The 22,699-nt window shown below is 60.5% G+C and carries 21 protein-coding genes; 15 read left to right on the top strand and 6 right to left on the bottom strand.

Going from position 1 to position 22,699, the window contains the following annotated elements; translation table 11 throughout:
- Positions 1 to 3: 3 nt before the first annotated feature.
- The gene (locus BR41_RS10945) at positions 4 to 462 is read right to left on the bottom strand and encodes an SRPBCC family protein (protein WP_035056219.1); all 459 of its coding nucleotides are present in this window, start codon (positions 460 to 462) and stop codon (positions 4 to 6) included.
- Between the two features lie 122 nt (positions 463 to 584).
- On the opposite strand from BR41_RS10945, the gene BR41_RS24170 reads away from it, so the two are divergent.
- Both BR41_RS24170 and BR41_RS10935 read left to right on the top strand, forming a co-directional pair.
- Positions 585 to 851 (top strand): hypothetical protein, encoded by a 267-nt coding sequence (locus BR41_RS24170; protein WP_169741287.1) that lies wholly within the window; start codon positions 585 to 587, stop codon positions 849 to 851.
- A gap of 924 nt (positions 852 to 1,775) precedes the next feature.
- Positions 1,776 to 2,069, top strand: a complete 294-nt coding sequence (locus BR41_RS10935) for a hypothetical protein (RefSeq protein WP_035056213.1) — start codon at positions 1,776 to 1,778, stop codon at positions 2,067 to 2,069.
- 70 nt (positions 2,070 to 2,139) lie between these two features.
- On the opposite strand, the gene BR41_RS10930 is transcribed toward BR41_RS10935, so the two are convergent.
- The 3 genes from BR41_RS10930 to BR41_RS10920 form a co-directional block, all read right to left on the bottom strand.
- Positions 2,140 to 2,517: a hypothetical protein gene (locus BR41_RS10930; protein ID WP_035056211.1), complete on the bottom strand. Its 378-nt coding sequence runs from the start codon at positions 2,515 to 2,517 to the stop codon at positions 2,140 to 2,142.
- Positions 2,518 to 2,727: 210 nt separating this feature from the next.
- Positions 2,728 to 4,998, bottom strand: a complete 2,271-nt coding sequence (locus BR41_RS22920) for a sensor histidine kinase (RefSeq protein WP_051710724.1) — start codon at positions 4,996 to 4,998, stop codon at positions 2,728 to 2,730.
- 293 nt (positions 4,999 to 5,291) lie between these two features.
- A complete protein-coding gene (locus BR41_RS10920; protein WP_035056208.1) occupies positions 5,292 to 6,905 on the bottom strand; it encodes a methyl-accepting chemotaxis protein in 1,614 nt (537 codons plus the stop codon).
- Between the two features lie 254 nt (positions 6,906 to 7,159).
- Between BR41_RS10920 and BR41_RS10915 the strand changes: the two genes are divergently transcribed.
- The 4 genes from BR41_RS10915 (at position 7,160) to murJ (ending at position 11,600) form a co-directional block, all read left to right on the top strand.
- Complete coding sequence (locus BR41_RS10915; RefSeq protein WP_156970653.1) at positions 7,160 to 7,447, top strand: hypothetical protein; 288 nt, start codon at positions 7,160 to 7,162, stop codon at positions 7,445 to 7,447.
- A 70-nt stretch (positions 7,448 to 7,517) separates the two neighbouring features.
- Entirely contained in the window at positions 7,518 to 8,954 is a 1,437-nt protein-coding gene (sbcB, locus tag BR41_RS10910) for an exodeoxyribonuclease I (protein WP_035056202.1), read from the top strand.
- A gap of 19 nt (positions 8,955 to 8,973) precedes the next feature.
- Positions 8,974 to 9,921 (top strand): LysR family transcriptional regulator, encoded by a 948-nt coding sequence (locus BR41_RS10905; RefSeq protein WP_035056199.1) that lies wholly within the window; start codon positions 8,974 to 8,976, stop codon positions 9,919 to 9,921.
- Between the two features lie 143 nt (positions 9,922 to 10,064).
- Positions 10,065 to 11,600, top strand: coding sequence for a murein biosynthesis integral membrane protein MurJ (gene murJ, locus BR41_RS10900; protein WP_035056197.1), 1,536 nt, complete (start codon positions 10,065 to 10,067; stop codon positions 11,598 to 11,600).
- A gap of 8 nt (positions 11,601 to 11,608) precedes the next feature.
- Here murJ and BR41_RS10895 read toward each other — a convergent pair whose 3' ends face one another.
- Together BR41_RS10895 and BR41_RS10890 are read right to left on the bottom strand one after the other, a co-directional pair.
- Positions 11,609 to 12,331, bottom strand: coding sequence for an SAM-dependent methyltransferase (locus BR41_RS10895; RefSeq protein WP_035056194.1), 723 nt, complete (start codon positions 12,329 to 12,331; stop codon positions 11,609 to 11,611).
- Positions 12,331 to 12,975, bottom strand: a complete 645-nt coding sequence (locus BR41_RS10890) for a Maf family protein (RefSeq protein WP_084187035.1) — start codon at positions 12,973 to 12,975, stop codon at positions 12,331 to 12,333. The genes BR41_RS10895 and BR41_RS10890 overlap by 1 nt, the downstream gene beginning before the upstream one ends.
- 60 nt (positions 12,976 to 13,035) lie before the next feature.
- Between BR41_RS10890 and BR41_RS10885 the strand changes: the two genes are divergently transcribed.
- The 9 genes from BR41_RS10885 (at position 13,036) to BR41_RS10845 (ending at position 22,660) form a co-directional block, all read left to right on the top strand.
- A complete protein-coding gene (locus tag BR41_RS10885) occupies positions 13,036 to 13,602 on the top strand; it encodes a YceD family protein (RefSeq protein WP_084187033.1) in 567 nt (188 codons plus the stop codon).
- Positions 13,603 to 13,636: 34 nt separating this feature from the next.
- Positions 13,637 to 13,816 (top strand): 50S ribosomal protein L32, encoded by a 180-nt coding sequence (gene rpmF, locus BR41_RS10880; RefSeq protein ID WP_035056189.1) that lies wholly within the window; start codon positions 13,637 to 13,639, stop codon positions 13,814 to 13,816.
- 103 nt (positions 13,817 to 13,919) lie between these two features.
- Positions 13,920 to 14,996, top strand: a complete 1,077-nt coding sequence (plsX, locus tag BR41_RS10875) for a phosphate acyltransferase PlsX (protein WP_051710722.1) — start codon at positions 13,920 to 13,922, stop codon at positions 14,994 to 14,996.
- 68 nt (positions 14,997 to 15,064) lie between these two features.
- Positions 15,065 to 16,021: a beta-ketoacyl-ACP synthase III gene (locus tag BR41_RS10870; protein WP_035056186.1), complete on the top strand. Its 957-nt coding sequence runs from the start codon at positions 15,065 to 15,067 to the stop codon at positions 16,019 to 16,021.
- 86 nt (positions 16,022 to 16,107) lie between these two features.
- A complete protein-coding gene (gene fabD / locus BR41_RS10865) occupies positions 16,108 to 17,049 on the top strand; it encodes an ACP S-malonyltransferase (RefSeq protein ID WP_035056183.1) in 942 nt (313 codons plus the stop codon).
- Positions 17,050 to 17,130: 81 nt separating this feature from the next.
- Positions 17,131 to 17,874, top strand: coding sequence for a 3-oxoacyl-ACP reductase FabG (fabG, locus tag BR41_RS10860; protein WP_035056180.1), 744 nt, complete (start codon positions 17,131 to 17,133; stop codon positions 17,872 to 17,874).
- Between the two features lie 144 nt (positions 17,875 to 18,018).
- Positions 18,019 to 18,258: an acyl carrier protein gene (acpP, locus tag BR41_RS10855; RefSeq protein ID WP_035056177.1), complete on the top strand. Its 240-nt coding sequence runs from the start codon at positions 18,019 to 18,021 to the stop codon at positions 18,256 to 18,258.
- Positions 18,259 to 18,380: 122 nt separating this feature from the next.
- Positions 18,381 to 19,625 carry a beta-ketoacyl-ACP synthase II gene (fabF, locus tag BR41_RS10850; protein WP_035056174.1) on the top strand — a complete coding sequence of 415 codons (1,245 nt, stop codon included), beginning with the start codon at positions 18,381 to 18,383 and terminating at the stop codon, positions 19,623 to 19,625.
- Between the two features lie 197 nt (positions 19,626 to 19,822).
- Complete coding sequence (locus BR41_RS10845) at positions 19,823 to 22,660, top strand: DUF2339 domain-containing protein (protein WP_051710720.1); 2,838 nt, start codon at positions 19,823 to 19,825, stop codon at positions 22,658 to 22,660.
- Positions 22,661 to 22,699 lie beyond the last annotated feature (39 nt).

The raw sequence follows: 22,699 nt of genomic DNA, 5'->3' as shown, positions 1-22,699 counted from the left end.
TGTTCAGTTCCAGCTATCTATCTTGACGTCGTTGGGGCTGGGCGAGCCTTTTCCAGTTTCCAGCAGCGACTTCAGGCTCATCAGGAAAATTGCCCACTTGGTGCTGCAGTGGTGCATGAATTCCACCGGCTCTTTCCAGTCCAGATGCTTGAAGTGAACGAGGCAATAGTCGTCCTCTTGCCTGAGATCCCAACTGATTTTGGTGCCGATCCATTCTGCCGGCCCGTCGACCACTTGCCAGAGCACACGCTCACCGGGATGCAGCTCAAGCACCTTCATCTCGAAGCCGCCAAGCTCGGAGCCATCGGGGGCGCGGAAGCGGAAATTGAGCACTCCACCGACTTTGCTTTCCCCTTGCGTGTCGTTCGTCCACCAGGCGGCAAGGCCTTCGCGCGTGGTCAGGGCCTTATAGACCTCATTCAGGGGCGCTTTGATTCCGACTCTATGCAGGATATCCACCACGATATTTCTCCTTACAAGATTGCTCGAAATGAATGAATGCGTTGTCACGGCCAAAACCACGTGGCATCGCCATCGCTTTGAAGACCCTCGTTGATCTCCAGGCCCCGATCTTCAGGAGCGTGATGAATAATATGCAAGCATTTACTTGCATGTCAACATGGCTTAGCTGTACGGCGTCTTTTGGCCGAGCGGGTCGTGCTCGCCATACTGCAATTCATCAAGCAAACGGTGCCATCCAAGCCGATGCGAACAACAAGATCGCCATGCATCGATTGAAACGCCTGATCTGCACCGCCGACCGCAACACCCGCGCTGAACCTGCGCCAAGGCAAGCCCATGCCAGCATGGACGGGATGGCAATCAGAAAGAACGTTAGCGCCAGCGAATAAATGTGCGCAGAGCGATCCACGCCGTGGCCGGCAAAGACGCTGGTGACCGCTAGCGCCATCGCCTGCTGCTGCCACGGATGCGCCGCGAGCGGCTTGAGGTTGTGTCTGGAAGATTTGTGCAGGGGTGATGGGCGGTGACGGATTGTGCTGCCAGGGTATGCATGAAGATTCGCCAACCGATTCGCCAAAGCTCTGAGGAGCTTATTCAAATCAATGGCTTATTGGTGATGGTGGGTGCCTCGCACATTCGCCAAATAACGCGTTATGGCCTCGAAACACCTCTGCGCTAGCAAACGCAAATACGTGTATTCAATCCTCCCCGCTCAGAGAATCACTTGGATGATGCTTTGGATGTCGGTTTTTCTGCCGCGAAGTCTGAAGTCGATCAACTCGAGCCGTAAATCTAAAACAAAACCTCCATACGTAGGGCGCAATCCCCGCAGGGCATTGCGCCGCACCCCCATTTAGCTATTCCATCATTGCTAATGCATTTGGTAGCTCTGGGTTTTTTCTTGCTCAACGCTGGATAAAAAACGCCGCGAACGGGCACCTGCCATATCGAGCAACGAGAGTGCGGCGCAATGCCCTGCGGGGATTGCGCCCTACATTTGAGTGGCTCGTTGCCCCGGTTGCTTCAAAGCCCCCAAACTTGACCTCCCCCAAACCCCTGCGCTACGTTTGCACCTGTCGCGTTCAATAGCGCGACCGGGATTGGACTCCTGGATTTAGCTCAGACAGACAGCCGCTGTTTAGCGGCATTTTTGTCTGCAATGCCCTTGGTACGTCCTTCTGCGGCGGGCCTGGGCGGGGGTACCTTCGGGTACGCCGGTTCCTGAGCTCCGGTAAGTCCAACCCCGCCTTGTGCCCGCCACCTCCGATTGGACTCGGAGTGGCGGTGTGTAATCGCTAGCTCAGGAGGCAACCATGCCCAACTTCCATCAAGGCACTCCCGCACCACCTCATCCCGACCTCGGCATTCCGCGCCCGTCGGATTTCACCGCTAACGCCGGCAGCATCGCCCGGCTGGGCATGAACGGCATTGCTGATCTTGGCCGGTTGTTTCACATCATCGTGCACCTGACCGACCCCGGTTCGGCGGCCTATCAAATGGCGCGAACCGGTATGCAGATGGCGGAGGCGCGGCGCAGGGCCATCGACGGTGCGCGGGTGAGTGCTGAGTATCGGCGCAGCATCGGTACTCGCACTGATCGGCGTTAAACAATGAAAAACCCGCCGTAAGGCGGGTTTGACATATTTGGACCGCAGCCCCGGCCGATTTGGCGGTTGCTTATAACAACTGAATCGTGGCAACCCCGGTGTGCCCGCATTCGGCGGGACTCTGCCCAGACGTTTGCACAAATATAGGCTTGCTCGTCGCTTTCGCCATCAGGATGGTGGCGACCATATCTTTGTATCCGGGCGCAGTTTGTGGAATGGAAAACCACGGCGAACCTGGCGCTACGGTGGGGTCGGATTGCGACACACCAACTAGCTGAAAGAGCATGCACGGTCTGTCGCCACCTGGCCGGACGACTCCGATTTGGTAGCCGTTGTCATAGTAGTTAATTGCTGCGATTGATTGCGTCGCGATAACGAACGTACTCAGTACAGAAAGCGCAGAACAAAGCGCGGCTTTTTTGTGTTTGCACAGAAGTGAACTTGCCATTGGCTTTTCCAGTAGGTTGATTTTGTAAGTTGGAAGTAGGTCGTAAGTAACCGGCTGTCATTGTAGCGAACTATGGCTATGCTCGAGCGGCGGAGGCGCGGTGTAGCGCCCTGAGTATCGGTGCAGTATCGGTAATCGCACGGATCGGCGTTGAGCAATGAAAAACCCGCTTTGCGGCGGGTTTGTTGGCTCGGTGGGAGGCGGGGCGATTCAAGGCGGCCGTTTGGGCAGCGCAATCGTGAACCGGGCGCCTTGATCCGGTGCACTTTCCAGCCGCAACTCGCCTTTCAAACTCCCGGTCACCAGGCTGTAGACCAGATAAAGCCCCAAGCCGCTGCCGCCTTGGCCGAGGCGGGTGGTGAAGAATGGATCGAATACGCGCTTGTGCAGGCCGGCCGGAATGCCGTGGCCGTCGTCTTCGTACACGAGGTAAACGATGTCGTTTTCATCGTGGGCGGACAGGCGGATCGTGCCGGCTTCGATGTTTTCAAAGCCGTGGATCAGTGAGTTGGTCACCAGATTGGTGATGACTTGCTCCAGCGGGCCGGGGAAGCTGTCCAGCAGAATGCCGGATGCCACGTCGACCACCACGTTGTGCTTGGTGCGCCGATATTGCGGGGTGAGCGTGCTCAGCACCTCGTTGAGCATTTCCCGCAAGTCGAAGTGCCGCCGCCGGGTGCTGGCGGTATCCACGGCGATCTGCTTGAAGTTCTTGATCAGGTCGCTGGCCCGTTCCAGGTTGCGGATGACGATGCCGTGGCCTTCTTGCTGCATATCGGTAAAGCGCTCCAGATCGGATCGCTTCAGGCTGCCGGCATTCAGTCGCTCGTGTAGTTGCAAGGCTTCCTGATGTAAGGTCGAGGCGGCGGTGAAGGCGGTGCCGATCGGCGTATTCAGCTCGTGCGAAACCCCGGCGACCAGATTGCCGAGCGAGGCGAGTTTTTCGGTCTGCACCAGCTTTTCCATGGCGCGATGCAATTCGGCGTTTTTCATTTCCAGCTCATGGGTCCGCTTGGCCACCTTGTCTTCCAGCCGGTCGCGCGCTTCGCGCAGGTCGTTTTCCATCTGCTTGCGGTCGGTGATGTCGTACAGCGTGGTGCGGCTCATCACGAATTCGCCGTCGGCATTGAAGAGCGCGGTGGCGGAGGCCAGCGTGTGCATCTCGCGCCCACTTCTGCTGACCAGCCGATATTCCGCATCTCGAATCGAACCGCTGGCGATGAAATGGGCGAAGTTCTCCTTGAAGGATTGCCGGCCTTCCAGCGAGAGAAAATCGGTGAAACGCAATTTGCCGATGGCCTCTTCCCGCGTTACGCCCAGCCAATCGAGTTCGGTGTCGTTGATCTGCACAAAGACGCCGAATCGATCCAGTGAGTGATAGCCGCAGGGCGCCCGGTTGTAGAGGTCTTGGGTTTCATCGGCAGTGCGGCGTAGCTGTTGCTCGGTGAGTTGGCGCTCTCGTTCCGTTGCGTCAAGCCGCTCCGCCATATCGAAGAACAGCGAGCCGGAGATCAGCAGCGCCAGCACGGCCGCGATGAGGTAAGCCGCTTGTTGCCGGTTTAGCTGATCGACGCGCAGTTTGAGCAGCACGCTTTCTTGGTCCAGCGCGAGGTCGGTCAGGGCGATCAACTGCCCGGTGAGTGGGGCGGCGAGGGCGGCCGCTTGATTCGGTACGGCATTCAGCTGGCCATCGAGCACTTGATCCAGCAAGCGTTGCAAGGGCGGCAGATGGGTGCCGAGGGGTTGCACGAGCGGCGCGAAGCGGCTTTTCATGCCGGCATCTTGGCGATAGAGCTTGTCCAGATCGTCATACAGGCCACGCTCCGCCTCGACGATCAACGGGCGTAATTCGACCAGCCGGGTGCGGATCGGCGGATCGAGCCGGCCCCGGACCAGCGCCCAGGTCAGCAGGGCGGTGGTTTCGTTGCTGCGAGTCAGCAGCAGCGGCAGTTTCTCGCAGACGGTTTGGCCCAGGTAGTAGGTGTCCAGCACCGGGTCGAGCGTGAGGTTCGAGTTGTCACAGCTATCGTTGATCAGCGTCAGCAGGGCGCCGATCGCAACGGCGTGCCGGTTGACGATGGTCAGGGTTTGATCCTGATCATGGGTGTTTTTCAGGGCCTGCCAGGCGGCAGAAAACTGCGCGACGCGGTCAGCCGTGGCCAAGCGGTTGCCGAGGGCGGCGTGCGTGGCTTGCAGCGTGCTCAGCCCGATATCGACCTTGCGGGCAAGGTCGGCGGTTTCGACGGTGTTGGTGCGGATATGGCTCAGCTGATGCTGGTAAAGGGCATCGAGGGTGGGCGAAATCGGCCGCAGAAAGGTGACACCCACCCGCTCCCGCTCGGTGAAGTCGATATTGCGCTGAACATCGGCACAGAGGTGGTAGCCAAGGTAGAGCAGCGTCATGGCGAAAATGAGGCCGATGACGACGAAGCGCCGGGCATAGTTTGCCTTGCTCCGCCACCATGCGAGCAGGGACTGCATGACTCTCCTCCAGCTTGTTTTTATTGAGCGGCAGCCAATGGCTGGCACGGTATGCGGCCCGCTTGGGGTAATGCCGCTTACTTAGGAAGTTATCCCCTCGCCTACGAGTGAGAGAGGGTGCGTGCAAGGGCATTGCTCTTGGCGCGACCCTCACCCCCGGCCCCTCTCCCATTGTCGCTGAACAAGGCTAAAGCCTTGCACGCGAGGGCGAGGGGAGTCGTTCAGTGTGCGGCATTAGCCCTCTTGGGGGCTGTTATGTTCTTTGGTTGTACCCCAAGCATCGCTTACCCGGATCAAGCGTAGCGGAAGCGCTGGATTTCCCGTTGCAGCTGGCCGGTCAGGTCGCTCAGGCGCGTGGCGGTCTGGTTCATGGCGGAGACGGCACCGGTGTTTTCTTCGGTGATCTGGGCCACGCGTTCCACTTGTTGGGCGATCAGCTGGGTGCCGGCCTTGTGCTCTTGCAGCGCCTCGGCGATGCCGGTGACGGCTGCTTCGCCGGCGTTCACGTCGCGATGGATGTCGTCGATCGACTGGCCGGCCGCGGCGGCGGATTGTGCACATTCATGCGCCCGTTCCACGGTGGCATTCATCGCCCGGACCGCTTGCTCGGTGTTAGCACCGATCTGGTCGGTCATGCGGTGGATATCGACGGTGGCGGTGGCGGTGCGTTCGGCCAGTTTTCTGACTTCGTCGGCAACGACTGCAAAGCCCCGGCCTTGTTCGCCGGCGCGTGCGGCTTCGATGGCGGCGTTGAGTGCCAATAGATTGGTCTGGTCGGCCACATCCTTGATCACGGCCACGACGGAGGTAATGCGCTGCGCGTCTTCCCCGAGCGTGCTGACCTTGCCGGCGGCATCGGTCACGGCTTCGTCGATGGCGGTGATCCGCTCGACGGTGGCGCGGATTTGCGCCGAGCCTTGGGCGGCCCGATTGCTGGCGGTGTTGCCCAGTTGCTTGGCGTCGTGTGCGTTGTCCGCCACATGCGCGATGCTGACGGTCACTTGCTCCACTGCGGCTGCCATGGCGCTGGTGGATTCCGCGCCAATGCTGGATGCCTGGGCGATTTGCTCGGTGGTGCCGGCGAGTTGCGTGGCCTCGCGGGTGACGGTGCCGATGGCCCCCGCGACCGAGTGCACCAGCTTTTGCATGCTTTCTGAGAGGGCGTTATAGGCGCGGGCGATGCTGTCGATTTCGTCGTGGCCGTTCACGGGGGCGCGCACGGTCAAATCGTTGTCGGAGTATGCCCGGTGCATGGCGTTGTTCAGGCCGCTGATCTTGTTGTTGAGCATGATCAGCAGGGTGATCGACCAGCCGGCTGCCAGCAGTAGTGCCAGTATCAGCGTGATCCAGGTGGTGACACGCGCATGCGCATAGTCCGTTTGCGCCTGATCGAAGTTTTCCTTGGCCACCCGCAATTGCAGGGCGCTCAGCTTATCAATGCTGCCGGCCACCGGCTCGATGCTGGGGTAGAGCTCTTTACGCGCAAAGGTATCCAGGCCCGCTGCGTCTTTCGTGCTGACCAGCGTATCGAGCTTGGCGAGCGCGGCGTCGGCCTGCTTCATGTTGCCCTTGGTTTCTTCGACCAGCTTTTTTTCCTCGTCGGTGAGGTAGGTCGACGTGTAGGCGGTCCATTGTTCGTTGATCTTGCTCTTGGCCTCGGCGTAGTTGGCCTTGGCCTTGTCCCAATCGAGGCTTTGCTGGTTGAGTTTCTGGGTGGTGTCGACCACGTTGACGGCATACATGTCCGCCACGGTCTTGAGCTGACCCAGACAGATGACGCGGTCGTTGTAAGTGGTATCGAACGCGGCCTGGATGTTGGCCATGCGGAACAGGCTGTTGACGCCCAGCAGCAGCATCAGCGTCAGCACGCCTAATACCAGCACAATCAATTTGGTGCGAATCGTCATGTTTTCTCCCTTCAATTTGGACGCGAGCGCGGCTACAACCCTATATTCGTCTGGGCTTTGTTGAGTCACTCTAGCACGTTGTAAGGAAGATGCTATTCGCATTAAGGCAATCGTTCCATCCATGGATTGAGCGGGACTTTGCAGGCGGTAGCGCTTGATCGGTGTGACGCGTGCCAGCCATGCTTTCGGGATGATTCAAGAATCACGATGGGGAGCCGATAAGTAATAAGGTGATGATCTGAAAGTGATTTGTCATGAAAATATCCATGATCATCGGTGGTGAAACCTTACTGCCGGTTGGTAGCGCCCGCCCATCGCTGGATGCAGAGCGCGGCAGTTCGCCGGAAGCTCTGCCTGTGCCGTCAGCAGAGCGCCAGCCAGTCTGGAACGGCAAGGAACGCCGCGGTGGAGAGGATCGCCGCCACGGCGAGCGGCGCGGCCAGCAACAGGCCGTGCTGCTGAATACACGCGGCCGGCAGGAGCGACGCTTGCAAGGCCGTCGGCAGGGCGATGCGCCGGCGAGGTTCTCGTTCAAGGCGTGAGCGGTGTTGGCGGTAGGGACTGCTAGAATGCCGGTTGCCCTGCATCTGCCATTCCTGCGATACCCAGCTCATGAGCCATACCTTCCTCTGGCACGACTACGAAACCTTCGGCGCCGTGCCACGCCGCGACCGGCCAGCCCAATTTGCCGGTATCCGCACCGACGCCGAGTTGAACGAAATCGGTGATCCGGTCGAAGTGTTCTGCCAGCCTTCCAATGACTGGCTGCCCGACCCGGTGTCTTGCCTGATCACCGGTATCACCCCACAGCAATGCCTTGAGCGCGGCGTGCCGGAGTTCCGCTTTGCGGAGACCATCGAACGTGAACTCGCTACGCCCGGCACCATTGGCGTCGGCTACAACACCATCCGCTTCGACGATGAAATCACCCGCCACCTGTTCTGGCGCAACCTGATCGACCCATATGCCCGTGAATGGCAGAACGATTGCGGCCGCTGGGACATCCTCGACGTGGTGCGCACGACATGGGCGTTGCGCCCGGAGGGCATCGAATGGCCCATCAACGACGAAGGCAAGCACAGCTTCAAGCTGGAGCACCTCTCCAAAGCCAATGGCCTGGTGCACGATGCGGCGCACGATGCGGTATCGGACGTGCGCGCCACCATCGGTTTAGCGCGGCTGATCCGCAACGCGCAGCCCAAACTGTTCGACTTCTGTCTGAGTCTGCGCAAGAAAGATCGCGTGCAGGCCGAGATCGGCACCACGCCCAAGCCATTCATTCATATCTCCGGCATGTTCGGCGTCGACCGGGGTTGCATGGCCGTGGTGTGGCCGCTGGCCTGGCACCCGACCAACAAGAATGAACTGATCGTGTGGGATCTGGCATTCGATCCGGCCGAGTTGTTCGCGCTGGATGTCGCGACGATCCGCGAGCGCATGTTCTCCCGCGCCGCTGATTTGCCCGAGGGCGTGACCCGTCTGCCAATCAAGACCATCCATATCAATAAGTCACCCATCGTCATCGGCAACCTGAAAACGCTGCAACCAGCGCAGGCCGAGCGCTGGGGGATCGACTTCGCCGTGATCGATCGCCATGTGGCAGCGTTGCAAGCCGCGCCGGACATGAGCGCCAAATGGCGTGATGTCTACGCCCGCGATCTGGAACCGCTGCGCGATGTCGATCAAAACCTCTATGGCGGCTTTGTTGGCAACGATGATCGCCGTCTGCTTACCCGATTGCGCTCGCTCTCGCCGGAGCAACTGGCCCAGGCCAAACCGGATTTTGCCGACCGGCGTTTGGCCGAGCTGTTGTTCCACTACCGTGCCCGCAACTTCCCGGCGACATTGAGCGAAGCGGAGAACGCGCGCTGGCATCAATTGCGTGTCGAGCGCCTGTTCGAAGGCCGCGATGGCTACACCACGCTGGAAGCGTATTGCGAAAAGATCGACCAACTGGCCGAGGATGCTGGCGAACGCGGCGATGAACGCGCCGAAGCCATCCTCTCGGTGCTGTACGATTACGCCGACCTGATCACGCCGGACTACTGAACAAGGCTCTGAGAACCTAGTGAGATATACGCTCCGCCAACTCGAAGTCTTTGTGGCCGTCGGCCGCTACGAAAGCGCATCCCGTGCCGCCGAGGCATTGGGCTTATCGCAATCGGCCACCAGCACCGCGCTGGCCGAGCTGGAAAAGCAGTTCGATGTGCGCTTGTTCGATCGCTTCGGCAAGCGGCTGCAGTTGAACGAACTGGGGCGGATGCTGTTGCCCAAGGCGATCGAATTGCTTGATCGCGCCAGTGAAGTCGAGGCGGCATTGGGCGGCGCTGCGGGAGTGGGCGCGTTGCGCATCGGCGCGACGCTGACCATCGGCAACTATCTGGCCACGCTGTTGATCGGCGAATTCCTGCGCCGCCATCCGGGCAGCCAGGTAAAGATGGAAGTGCACAACACCGCCATGATCGTGCGGCAAGTGGCGCACTTTGAACTCGATTTCGGCTTGATCGAGGGCGATTGCCAGCATCCCGATCTGGAAGTGGAAAGCTGGGTGGCCGATGACCTGGTGATCTTTTGCTCGCCCGAGCACCCAATGGCCCAAACCGGCCGCGCCACGCTGGAAGAGCTGACTCAGGTGCCGTGGATCGTGCGGGAAACCGGCTCCGGCACGCGCCAGACTTTCGATGCGGCCATGCGGCACGTACTCTCCAAACTCAATATCCGGCTGGAGCTGGAGCACACCGAGGCGATCAAGCGCGCAGTCGAATCCGGCTTGGGCATCGGCTGCATTTCGCGGCTGGCACTGAAAGATGCCTTCCGCCGGGGCAGTCTGGTGCCGATTACGGTGGATGGCCTCGATCTGTCGCGCCAATTCCATTTTGTCGTCCACAAACAGAAGTTCCGCACGCCGGGGATGATCGAGTTCCTGTCGCTGTGCCGGGAAGTGGCCGCCAATGTGTCGGTGAGTGACGAGATTGTGTTGCTGCGGCCGGATGGTGGTCCGTTGACCTATCGCTAAGGGTGGGGTGGTCATTCCCTATGCGTTTAGTCACATGAAACCTGCAGGCAGGGCCGACGCATTCGCTTAGAATTGCGCTCTTCTCACTTCAGCCGTTTCCCGTCCCGCCGAGCGCTGCCGGCCTGACGCGTTTCGCATCACCCATGAACCTGCTCAAATCCCTCGCCGCCGTCAGTTCGATGACGCTGGTCTCCCGCATTCTCGGCTTCGCCCGCGAGGCCATCGTCGCCCGCTATTTCGGCGCGCAGATCGGGACGGATGCCTTTTTCACCGCCTTCCGTCTGCCGAACCTGCTGCGGCGGATTTTTGCTGAAGGCGCGTTCTCGCAAGCTTTTGTGCCGATCCTGGCCGAATACAAGGCACAGCAGGGCGAGGAGGCGACCCGCACCTTCATCGCTTATGTATCCGGGATGCTGACGCTGGCGCTGGCTATGGTGACGCTGATCGGCGTCGTGGCGGCACCGGTGGTGGTGTGGGTGACCGCATCCGGCTTCAAGGGCGACCCGGAAAAATTCGCGCTGACGGCACATATGCTGCGAATCGTGTTTCCGTACATCTTTCTGATCTCGCTATCGTCCCTGGCCGGGGCGGTGCTCAATACCTGGAACCGCTTCTCGGTGCCGGCGTTCGTGCCGACGCTGCTCAATGTGTCGATGATCCTGTTTGCGTTGTTCGTGTCGCCGTACTGCCATCCGCCCATCATGGCGTTGGCTTGGGGTGTGCTGGCCGGCGGCATCCTGCAGCTGGTGTGGCAGCTGCCGCATCTGAAACAGATCGGCATGCTGGTATTGCCCAGATTGCGCTGGAACGATGCTGGCGTGTGGCGCGTGATGCGCCAGATGGGGCCGGCCATTCTGGGCGTATCGGTGGCGCAGATTTCCTTGCTGATCAACCTGAGTTTTGCATCCTACCTGCCGGATGGCTCGATCTCGTGGATGAATTACGCTGACCGTTTGATGGAGTTTCCGAACGGTTTGCTCGGCGTGGCCTTGGGCACCATCTTGCTGCCCTCGCTTTCGAAAACCTTCGCCAACAAGGATCAGGCCGAGTATTCGCGCTTGCTCGACTGGGGGCTGCGCCTGTGCCTGATGATGGCTTTGCCGGCCTCGGTGGCCTTGGCGATCTTGTCCGGCCCGCTGATCGCATCGCTGCTGCAGTACGGCAAGTTCCTGCCGCATGACACGTTGAAAACCCAATACGCACTGCTGGCCTATACGGTGGGCTTGTCGGGTTTCTTGCTGGTCAAGGTGCTCGCACCCGGCTTCTACGCCCGGCAGAACATCCGTACGCCAGTGAAGATCGCCATCTTCACGCTGGTGCTGACGCAGTTGATGAACCTGGCGTTCATCGGCCCGCTCAAGCACGCCGGGCTGGCGCTGTCGATTGGCTTGGCTTCGTGCGCCAATGCCGGCCTGCTGTACTGGAAGCTGCGTTCGCAAAACGTGTTTACGCCGCTCCCCGGCTGGAAAATCTTCTTCATCAAGATTCTGGTCGCGCTGGCCGTGATGGCGGCGGTGCTGTTCGGCACCCTCTATGTGATGCCGGCTTGGGATCAGGGCTTGATGGTGATGCGGCTGTTGCGGCTGTCGGTGGTGGTGCTGGCCGGCTTGGTTGCTTATTTTGGTTCGCTGTTTGCGCTGGGCTTCAGGCTGAGCGACTTTTCGCGTCGCGCAGCCTGATCCGTTCATTACCCCGCGTAAATCACAAACACCGTCGGCCGTTTGTGCAGGTTGGGCTTCGGGCCTTTGCGCCAAGTAGCAACGGTCTGGCTCTTGATGAATTCGCTGGCCGTGGTGATATCGCACGCCACGGTGAGCTGACTGCCCGGTTTGAGCGAGGCGAGCAAGGCATCGAATAGCGCGCCGTTGCGATAGGGCGTTTCGATGAATAGCTCGGCTTGTCGCTGTTTTTGCGATTCCAGTTCCAGCTTGCGGATGGCGTCGATTCGTTCCGCATCTTGCGTCGGCAGATAGCCGTTGAAGCGGAATTTCTGGCCGTTTGCACCCGCAGCCATCAGCGCCAGCAGAATCGACGACGGCCCCACCAAGGGTGCAACGCGAATGCCGCGGGTGTGGGCGAGCCGCACCAGATTCGCACCGGGGTCCGCCACGCCGGGGCAGCCGGCTTCGGACATCAGGCCGACGTCGTTGCCAGCCAGCAGCGGCTGCAGCAGCGCATCGAGTTCGTTGTCCTTGGTGTGTTCATTCAGCTCTTGCATCCACAGGCTGCGCAACTCGTGCGGCGTGCCGAATACCTTGAGCATCGCCCGGGCTGTTTTTGGCGCTTCGACGATGAAGTGGGTGAGGCGCTGTGCGGTGGCAATGACGTCGGCCGGTAGCACGGATGTGAGCGTGTCATCGCCCAGCGGTACCGGGATCAAGTAGAGCGTTCCGAGTGCAGGCGTTGCCATCAAATCACCTCCACGCCAGCGCGGCTCAGCATTGTGACCAGTGAGATCAGTGGCAGGCCGATCAGCGCGGTCGGATCGACACTTTCGACCTTGTTGATCATGGCGATGCCGAGTGCTTCGACCTTGGCGCTACCAGCGCAGTCATACGGTTGCTCGCGGTGCAGATAGGCGTTGATTTGCGCATCGCTGTATTCGCGCATCGTCACGCGGGTGACATCCACGGACGATAGAGTCTGGCCGCTGGCAGTGTCGTGCAAGGCGAGTGCCGTGTGGAATTCAACCATCTTGCCGCGCATGGTCTTGAGCTGCAGCATCGCTCGCTCATGATTGCCGGGTTTGCCGAGCTGCACGCGGTCGAGGAGTGCTACCTGATCGGAGCCGATCAGCAGCGCATCCGGATAGCTATTCGCGAGTGCCTGTGCTTTGGCGATGGCGAGTCGCAGGCAGGTGTCGGCTGCAGATTCGTTCGGGAAAGGCGTTTCGTCGATGCCTGGGCTGGCAGCGTCGAATGGCAAGCCGAGTCGTGCCAACAGTTCGCGGCGGTAGGGCGAGGTGGAGGCCAGCACCAGCGTGCGGCCAGTTGTTTGACGAACCAAGGTTGGATGACTCAGGGTCGGGTCGTCAGAAAGCGTTTGTTTTTGCATGGAAAATCGCCAAGACCGGCTGGATAAAAGCTTTGACAGTGGAATGGCGCGGATTGTATCATGCGCGGTTTCCGACTCGCCTTGGCTGCGTTGTTAGCCGGGTTGGTCTGGAGTCAAGATGAAGGGTTTGGACGCAGTATGCCGGTTATCCACAGCGCCGATTTCGCCCGCGAGGGCGGTGTACTAGATGGCTCGCTGCCGGTTGCCAGCTTTCCCCGTTTGGCGGATGTGCTGGTCAGTACCGATGGCGATGTGGCATGGCAGATCCGTGGTGGCGTGGATAAATTCTCGCGGCCGTGGATCGAGGCAAGCCTCGAAGGCGAACTGGTGGTGCGTTGCCAGCGTTGTCTGAACCCGATGTCCTGGCCGTTCTCGATCGAGACGCGCTTTACGCAGTTTGCCGATGAGGCCGCTGCCGATGAAGCTGAAGAACTCGATCCGGATATGGAAACGATGGTGATCGAACCGGCCCTGCTGGTCGAAACCCTGCTGGAAGATGAATTGCTGCTGGCTTTGCCTTTTGCCCCGACACACGCAGTTTGCGATGCGCCGCAAGAGCAAAACCGGCAAGACAAGCCGAATCCGTTTGCTGCCCTGGCTGGTTTGAAAACCAGGAAAGCGGAATAACTGAACTGAAAACTGGTTTTCAAGGAGTTTTATCATGGCCGTTCAACAGAACAAAAAGTCCCCGTCCAAGCGCGGCATGCATCGTGCGCACGACTTCCTGACCGCTCCGGCTGTCTCGATCGACCCGAACACCGGCGAAGCACATCGCCCGCATCACATCTCCCCGAATGGCTTTTACAAAGGCCGTCGCGTGATCAAGGCCAAGGGCGAGTAATCCCCAAAAGCCTTTATAACCAATTGGTTATGAAAACGGCGCAAGCGAGCCCTCGCTTGCGCCGTTCGCTATTCTGGAATCAAGTCCTGGAACCCCGCACTTTATGGACATTACCGTTGCCGTAGACGCGATGGGCGGAGACCACGGCGCGCACGTTACCGTGCCTGCCGTCCTGCGCTTTCTTGATCGCTACCCGGAGGTGAACGTCGTCCTCGTCGGCGTGCCTGACGCGCTCGAGGCCGAGCTCAAGGTCCGCAAGGCCAGTGTCGGCCCGCGCTTGCGTATCCACCCTGCGACCGAGATCGTCACGATGGACGAATCGCCGCAATCTGCCTTGAAAAACAAGAAAGATTCGTCGATGCGCGTGGCCATCAATCTGGTGAAGTCCGGCGAGGCCAACGCGTGCGTATCCGCCGGCAACACCGGGGCCTTGATGGCGACAGCCCGTTTCGTGCTCAAGACCATCGCCGGGATCGAACGGCCGGCCATCGCCAAGATGCTGCCGACCGCCACGGGGGGCGAGACCTGCATGTTGGACTTGGGCGCGAACGTCGATTGCACGCCAGAGCAGCTGATGCAGTTCGGCATCATGGGCGCTGCGCTGGTGGCTTCGGTCTACCACAAGGAAAACCCCTCGGTCGGGCTGCTCAATATCGGCTCGGAAGACATCAAGGGCAACGAGGCGGTGAAAGACGCTGGCGAAGCCCTGCGGGCCAGCAAACTCAATTTCCACGGCAATGTCGAAGGGAATGACCTCTTCACCGGCGTTGTCGACGTGATCGTCGCCGACGGCTTTACCGGTAACGTGGCGCTGAAAACCACCGAAGGCCTGGCCAAGATGCTGGCCGATTTCCTGCGCGAAGAATTCACCCGTACCTGGTGGACCAAACTGATCGCTGCACTGGCCTGGCCGGTGCTTGGCCGCTTCAAGAAGCGGGTCGATCCGCGCCGTTACAATGGCGCTTCGCTGTTAGGTCTGAAGGGGATTGTGGTAAAAAGCCACGGCGGTGCGGACCAGATGGCGTTCTATTGGGCGCTCAAGCAAGCCGTTGAAGAGGCGCAAGCAGGTGTTATTCAGCGGATTACTGATCAAGTGCGTGATCAACTGGCTGCCTTGGCCGCCAGCACGTCCGAGAGCGCCATTGCCAGCACGCCTGCACCGGCCTCCGCCGCCGAGTAGTCCGGCCGCCCGTGTCCAAACCGGCACACCAACGCAAGTAAATATCGAATCCCGATAGGGAACACGCCATGTACGCACGACTGATCGGAACCGGTTCCTACTTGCCGGAAAAAATTCTCACCAACGCCGAGCTGGCTACCCGCGTGGAAACCAGCGACGAGTGGATTGCCAGCCGCACCGGTATTCGCGAACGGCGCATCGCCGCCGAGCATCAAATGACGTCCGATCTGGCCCTCAAGGCGGTCGAGCGGGCACTGGAGTCTGCTGGCATCGCGCGCGAAGAGATCGATTTGCTGATCGTCGCCACCACCACGCCGGACAACACCTTCCCATCCACCGCCTGTCTGTTGCAGGAAAAGCTCGGCGTTCACGGTTTTCCGGCGTTTGACGTGCAGGCCGTTTGCGCCGGTTTCGTCTATGCGCTGACCACTGCCAACGCCATGATCAAGAGCGGCGTTGCCAAGTGCGCCGTGGTCGTCGGTGCGGAAAAGCTCTCCAGCATCGTTGACTGGAATGATCGTGGTACCTGCGTGCTGTTTGGAGACGGTGCGGGCGCGGTGGTGCTGAAGGCTTCCGAAACGCCGGGCATCCTGTCGACCCAACTCCACGCCGATGGCCGCTACAGCGGCATCCTCAAGGCCGAAGGCCGGGTCAATCACGGCGCGGTTGTGGGTAACCCATTCATCTACATGGAAGGCAACGCCGTTTTCAAGTTCGCCGTGCGCGCCTTGGCCGATGTGGCGGAAAAGACCCTTGCCGCTGCCGGTTTGCAGAAATCTGACATTGATTGGCTGGTACCGCACCAAGCCAATCTGCGCATCATCGAATCGACCGCCAAACACCTTGGCTTGCCGATGGAGCAGGTGATCGTTACCGTCGACAAGCATGGCAATACTTCTGCCGCATCGATTCCGCTGGCGCTGGATGAAGGCGTCAAGTCCGGTCGGATCAAGCCGGGCCAGACCTTGCTGCTGGAAGGGATTGGCGGCGGGTTCGCATGGGGTTCGGTGCTTCTCAAGTTCTAAATAAAACGGCGCAGCGATGCGCCGTTTTGCTGTTCAAATAATTGTTTGATTTGCTCCGTTACGCGGCGCAATGCAGGGAGAAAAACATGGCACTTGCTTTCGTATTTCCAGGCCAGGGTTCGCAATCGATCGGCATGATGAAGGGGTTTGGCGATGACGCTTCGGTGCGTCAGACCTTCCAGGAAGCCAGCGACGCACTCGGTCAAGACCTGTGGGCGATGGTTGCTGAGGGCGCAGATGTAGCCGTGATCAATGCCACCGTCAACACCCAACCGCTGATGCTCACCGCTGGCGTGGCCGTGTTCCGCGCCTGGCGTGCTGCCGGCGGCGCTGCGCCGGTCGTGGCCGCAGGTCACTCGCTGGGTGAATACACCGCGCTGGCGGCGGCGGGCAGCATTGCCTTCGCCGATGCAGTGAAGCTGGTGCGCTTGCGTGCGGAGGCGATGCAATCGGCCGTGCCGGAAGGGCAGGGCGCGATGGCGGCGATTCTGGGTTTGCCGGATGACGTCATCGTGGCCGCTTGCGCCGAAGCCGCACAGGGCGATGTGGTCGAGGCAGTCAATTTCAATTCGGCGGGTCAGGTGGTGATCGCCGGCAGCAAGGATGCCGTCGAGCGTGCCATGGCGCTGTGCAAGGAAAAAGGCGCCAAGCGGGCGTTGCCGCTGCCGGTCTCCGTGCCGTCGCATTGCGCGCTGATGAAGCCGGCTGCAGAGAAGCTTGCCGCAGCGCTGGAGCACATTCACGTCGGCGTGCCGGAGTTCCCGGTGATCCACAACGCGGATGTTGCCGCATATACCGATCCGGCCCAGATCAAGGACGCGCTGGTGCGCCAGCTTTATCGTCCGGTGCGCTGGGTGGAAAGCGTGCAGAAGATCGCCGCTGGTGGTGTTGCAGAGGGCGCTAACGTGATCACCGAGTGCGGTCCAGGCAAAATCCTGGTCGGCCTCAACAAACGCATTGCTGACGGCGCGCAGCACGTGGCGCTGACCGATGCGGCGGCATTCGATGCCTTGAAGGCATTGCTGTAAACATTCGCTGCAAACATGAAGACCCGCACGATGGGTGCTGCACCCGCCGTGGATGAGATGTAACTGGATGGAGATGGAGTGATGAGTCTTGAAGGCAAAGTAGCGCTGGTCACCGGCGCATCGCGCGGCATTGGCCAGGCGATTGCACTGGAGCTCGCTGCGCAGGGCGCGATCGTGGTTGGTACCGCTACCAGCGATAGCGGTGCAGAAGCGATTACCGCTTATCTGAAAGTGGCTGGCGCGCAAGGCAGTGGTTTGAAGCTGAACGTGACCGATGAAGGCGCATGCGAAGCTGTGGTGGCGCAGGTCGAGAAGGACTTCGGCGCGATCGCCGTGCTGGTCAACAACGCCGGCATCACCCGCGATAACCTGTTGATGCGGATGAAAGATGAGGAGTGGGATGCCATCATGGACACCAACCTCAGACCGGTCTACAAGCTCTCCAAGGCCGTCATGCGTGGCATGATGAAGGCGCGCTGGGGCCGTATCATCAACATCGCCTCGGTGGTCGGTGCCACCGGCAATCCGGGGCAGACCAACTATTCGGCGGCCAAGGCTGCGCTGTTCGGCTTTACCAAGTCGCTGGCGCGTGAAATTGGCTCGCGCGGGGTGACCGTCAACGCGGTTGCGCCGGGTTTTATCGATACCGATATGACCCGCAGCCTGCCGGAAGAGCAGAAAGCCGCGCTGGTGCAAAGCATCGCACTAGGCCGCTTGGGTGATCCAAAAGACATCGCCGATGCAGTGGGTTTTCTTGCATCGGGCAAGGCAAATTACATTACCGGCCAGACAATTCACGTCAACGGCGGCATGTATATGAACTGATCCGTTCAAGGCTGCATCGTGCAGCCTTGCGGGTTGTACCGAGTGCGCATTGTTCGTTCGTCTCCCCTTAACTTGGCGGCAGGCATTTTTTTGGTACAATGCGCTCGCATTTTTACATCCCCCTTAGGGTTAAAGGTTAAATCCATGGAAAACATCGAACAGCGCGTGAAGAAGATCGTAGCCGAACAGCTTGGCGTGCCAGAAACAGACGTCAAGAACGAGTCTTCCTTCGTGAACGACCTCGGCGCCGATTCCCTCGACACCGTTGAACTCGTGATGGCCCTCGAAGAAGAGTTCGAGTGTGAGATTCCGGACGAAGAAGCCGAAAAGATCACTACCGTTCAGCAAGCTATCGACTACGTGTCCGGCAATCTGAGCAAGTAATTCAGCAAGACGAAGACCTCTGCGACGGCGTTGTATGCCAGACCAGGGGTCTTGTTCCATCTGGCGCGCCGATCGGGCAATTGAAGGCCCCATCGGCGTGCTGCCATGCTTGGAGAATTCCCGTGTCCAAACGCAGAGTTGTCGTCACCGGTCTGGGTCATATCTCGCCGGTCGGTAATGATGTCGCCACCGGCTGGGCCAATCTGTTGGCCGGCCAATCCGGTATCGGTCAGATCACCCGCTTCGATGCCTCCGACCTTGCCTGCACCATTGCCGGTGAAGTGAAGGGCTTTGACATCACCCAGTACATCAGCGCCAAGGATGCGCGCCGGATGGACGTATTCATCCACTACGGCATCGCCGCTGCGCTGCAAGCCATTGCCGACTCCGGCCTCGACGACGCGGCTGGTCTCGACAAGACCCGCGTCGGCGTCAATATCGGCTCCGGCATCGGCGGCCTGCCGCTGATCGAAGAAACCGATGGCGACCTGCGCGCGGGTGGCCCGCGCAAGATCGGCCCGTTCTTTATTCCCGGTTCGCTGATCAACCTGATCGCCGGCCATGTCACGATCATCAAGGGCTACCAAGGCCCCAGCTACGGTATCGTGTCCGCCTGCACCACCGGCGCGCACTCGATTGGCGATGCGGCGCGGATGATCCAGTACGGCGATGCAGACGTCATGGTCGCTGGTGGCGCGGAAGGCGCGATCTCGCGGTTGGGTATTGGCGGCTTTGCTGCCATGAAGGCGCTCTCCACCCGCAACGATGATCCGGCAACCTCATCCCGCCCGTGGGACAAGGGCCGTGATGGCTTCGTGATGGGTGAAGGCGCTGGTGTGCTGGTGCTGGAAGAGTACGAACACGCAGTCAAGCGTGGCGCGAAGATTTACGCCGAGTTCGCCGGTTTCGGCATGAGCTCGGATGCGCACCACATCACCGCCCCCAGTGCTGAAGGCCCCGCCCGTGGCGTAGCCAACGCATTGCGCGATGCCGGCCTCAACGCCGATCAAGTGGATTACGTGAACGCCCACGGCACCTCGACCCCGCTGGGCGATAGCAACGAAACCAACGCACTCAAGCTGGCGTTCGGCGATCACGCCAAGAAGCTGGCCGTGAACTCGACCAAGTCGATGACCGGCCACTTGCTGGGTGGCGCAGGCGGCGTGGAAGCGGTGTATTCCATTCTGGCGATGCACCACCAGAAGTCCCCGCCGACGATCAATATCTTCGAGCAGGATTTCGAATCCGGTTGCGATCTGGATTACGTCGCCAATGTTGCGCGCGATATGAAGATCGATGTTGCGATCTCCAACTCGTTCGGCTTTGGCGGCACCAACGGCACGCTGGTATTCAAGCGTCTCGCCTGATCGCCCGCCCGATCGTTGTACTGCTGCAACAAAAAACCCGTGCTTTGGCGCGGGTTTTTTGTTGCCTATGCTTTACACAACTTCGCCCATGCAGAATGAATCCGGGCTGAGTCGACTCGTCGGCGTTTCGAAAAACTGACAAAAATCTGCCTTTACGATTACTCTCACGCACCCCCAATCACCTCGGGATCAGTTTCATGTGGAAATGGTTGCTCGGCTTCGGCGGTTTGCTGGTTTATCTGGTTGGTGAATTCGGTCACGGCTATGCGAGCCCGGTCTGGATCGTGCTTGGCTTTGTCGTCGGCTATATCCTCGATGGCCGTAACGACCCGCGCATCGAGCCTTTGCTCAAGCGCATCAGCCAGCTGGAAGCGCTGGTGGGCGAGCTGGGGGCGAGGTTGGTGCAGCTGGAAGGGCGCAGCCCGGCCACGCCGGTGACGACTGTCGCGGAGCCCGCCGCTAGTGCCGTGCCAGCGCAGCCTGCCGTAGCGGCTCCGGTGGCGCTGGATCTGCCAATGGCCGAAACCGCCAGCGTGCAGCCGGAAGCCGTGGAGATGCTGGAGCTACCCCCCGAGTCGCCCGCGACAGCCCAGCCGGTTCAGCCGTCACCCCAGCCCGTCCCGGCCTATCAACCTCCCAAGTTGCCCCAGCAGCCCCGACCCCCGCGTAAACCGCCCGAGCCAGATATCTTCGAGCGCGCCTTCGCTGCTGCGCGGGGCTGGTTGTTTGGCGGCAATACCGTCGTGCGCTTCGGCATCCTGATCCTCTTCTTTGGCGTCGGCTTCCTGATCAAGTACGCCGCCGAGCATAGCTTGGTGCCGGTTGAGTTGCGGCTTGCCGGGGTCGCTGCCGGCGCTGTTGCCTTGCTGGTGATCGGTTGGCGACTGGTTGAAAGCCGACGCGGCTATGCGCTGATCCTGCAAGGCGGCGGGGTGGGCATGCTCTATCTCACTGCGTTTGGTGCGGTGAAGCTGTATCACCTGCTACCGGCCGGTCTTGCGCTTGGGCTGATGGTGGCCTTCTGCGGCTTTTCGGCGTTTCTCGCGATCCGGCAGGACGCCCGCTCGCTGGCGGTGGTGGGTAGCATCGGCGGCTTCCTCGCGCCGATCCTCACTTCGACCGGTGGTGGCAACCACGTGATGCTGTTCAGCTATTACGCGCTGCTCAATGCCGGCATTTTCGCCATTGCCTGGTTCAAGGCATGGCGGCCGCTCAATCTGGTTGGCTTCTTCTTCACTTTCGGTATTGGTGCTGCCTGGGGCGCGCAATCGTACGTGCCGGAGCTGTTCGCCAGCACCGAGCCCTTCCTGGTGCTGTTCTTCCTGTTCTACGTCGCGATTGCCGTGCTGTATGCGCGCCAGCAATCGACCGACACCAAGCCATCGGTGGATATCAAACACGTCGTCGACAGCACGCTGGTGTTCGGTACGCCCTTGGTGGCATTCGGCTTTCAGGCTCGTCTGGTATCCCAGTTTGAATTCGGCCTCGCCTTCAGTGCCGTCGTGCTGGCCGCGCTTTACCTTGGTCTGGCCGGCTGGTTGTTGCGCCAGCGAGTGGAACGCCTGCGCCTGCCGGGCGAAGCCTTCTTCGCGCTCGGCGTGATCTTCGCCACCCTGGCGATTCCGCTCGCGCTCGACGCTCGCTGGACCAGCGCAGCGTGGGCGCTGGAAGGTGCCGCAGCGGTCTGGGCGGCATTGCGGCAGAACCGGCGACTACCGCTGATATTCGGCTTGTTGCTGCAACTGGCGGCCGGCGTGTCTTTAACGCTCGATACGCATACCGCAGCAGACGTGATGATCCTCAACCATCGCTGCGTGGGTGGCGCGCTGCTGGCGCTGAGCTGGCTATTCAGTGCGTGGCGTTTGCAGAAGGCAGAGCCGCGTACGCCGTGGCGACAGGTCTTGTCCTACGTCTTTGCCGTACTCGGCCTGCTGGCATGGTTGGCGAACGGGGCGGACGAGATCGAGCGGCAGCATTGGGCGGAAATGCCGTCCTGGCTGTGGCTGCTGCTGGGTACGGCCTGGCTGGCCAGTCTGGCGCGTACGCGGCTCGCTTGGCCTGCTGCCCGCTGGCCGGCATTGCTGCTGCCGGTGGCGTTGCTCTGGCTGGGTTTGATCGATGCCGGACGCCAGCTCGATCAGTTGGCCTTGGCTTGGTGGGGGCCGCTGGTTGGCTGGGCTGGCTTGGCCTGGTTGGTCGCGGTGGTCAGCGGCTGGGGTCTGCTCAAGCGGCACGATGCGGAAACCCCCGCGCCGCTGGCGGCGGTGTTGCATGCCATTCTGGTCGCAGGTGCTGTGCTGCTGGTTGCTTCGCAGGCCGGGGACTTGGTGGCTGGCTGGTTGCCGCAAAGCGATTGGGCCACCGCCATTTGGGCCGCCGCGATTGCCGCCGCCTTGTTTGGCCTCGCCACGCGTGCCAAGGCCATCAAGCGTTGGCCATTCACTGCGCATGAAGCCGCTTACCGACTCTATGCCGGTGGTTTCTGGGCACTGTTGGCCGCTGGCTGGAGTTTGTACGCAGCTGCGCAGTCTGGCATCGCAACGCCGCTGCCGTATCTGCCGGTGCTCAACCCGGTTGATCTTGCCACTGCCTTCTCATTGCTGGCGCTATGGCGCTGGTCGGCCACGCTGACTGAAGTCGATGATCCACGCATCGCCCGTGGCTTGCTGGCGGCCTTGGTCTTCGTCTGGCTCAACGCCATGCTGTTGCGCACCCTGCATCACTGGGCGGCCGTGCCGTGGGATGGCGATGCGCTGGCCCGCTCGACGCTGGTTCAAGCCGCGCTATCGATTTTCTGGAGCGTGATCGCGCTGGCGGTGATGTTTACCGCCACGCGCCAACTGTCGCGCCTCGTCTGGTTCGTTGGCGCAGTGTTGCTGGCGGTAGTGGTCGGCAAACTGTTCCTGATTGACTTGTCGCACCTGACCGGCGTTACGCGCATCGTCTCTTTCATCGGCGTTGGTGTGTTGCTGTTGCTGATTGGTTATCTGTCGCCGCTGCCGCCTGTTGGTAAGCCGGAAAACATGAAGTCTTGAACCACAGATGTTCACAGTAGAAAACCAACGACAAACCTG

This window comes from Andreprevotia chitinilytica DSM 18519 (genome assembly GCF_000711875.1).
In the GTDB taxonomy this organism is placed as follows: Bacteria; Pseudomonadota; Gammaproteobacteria; order Burkholderiales; family Chitinibacteraceae; genus Andreprevotia; species Andreprevotia chitinilytica.
This window is presented reverse-complemented; position numbering and strand designations above follow the sequence as displayed.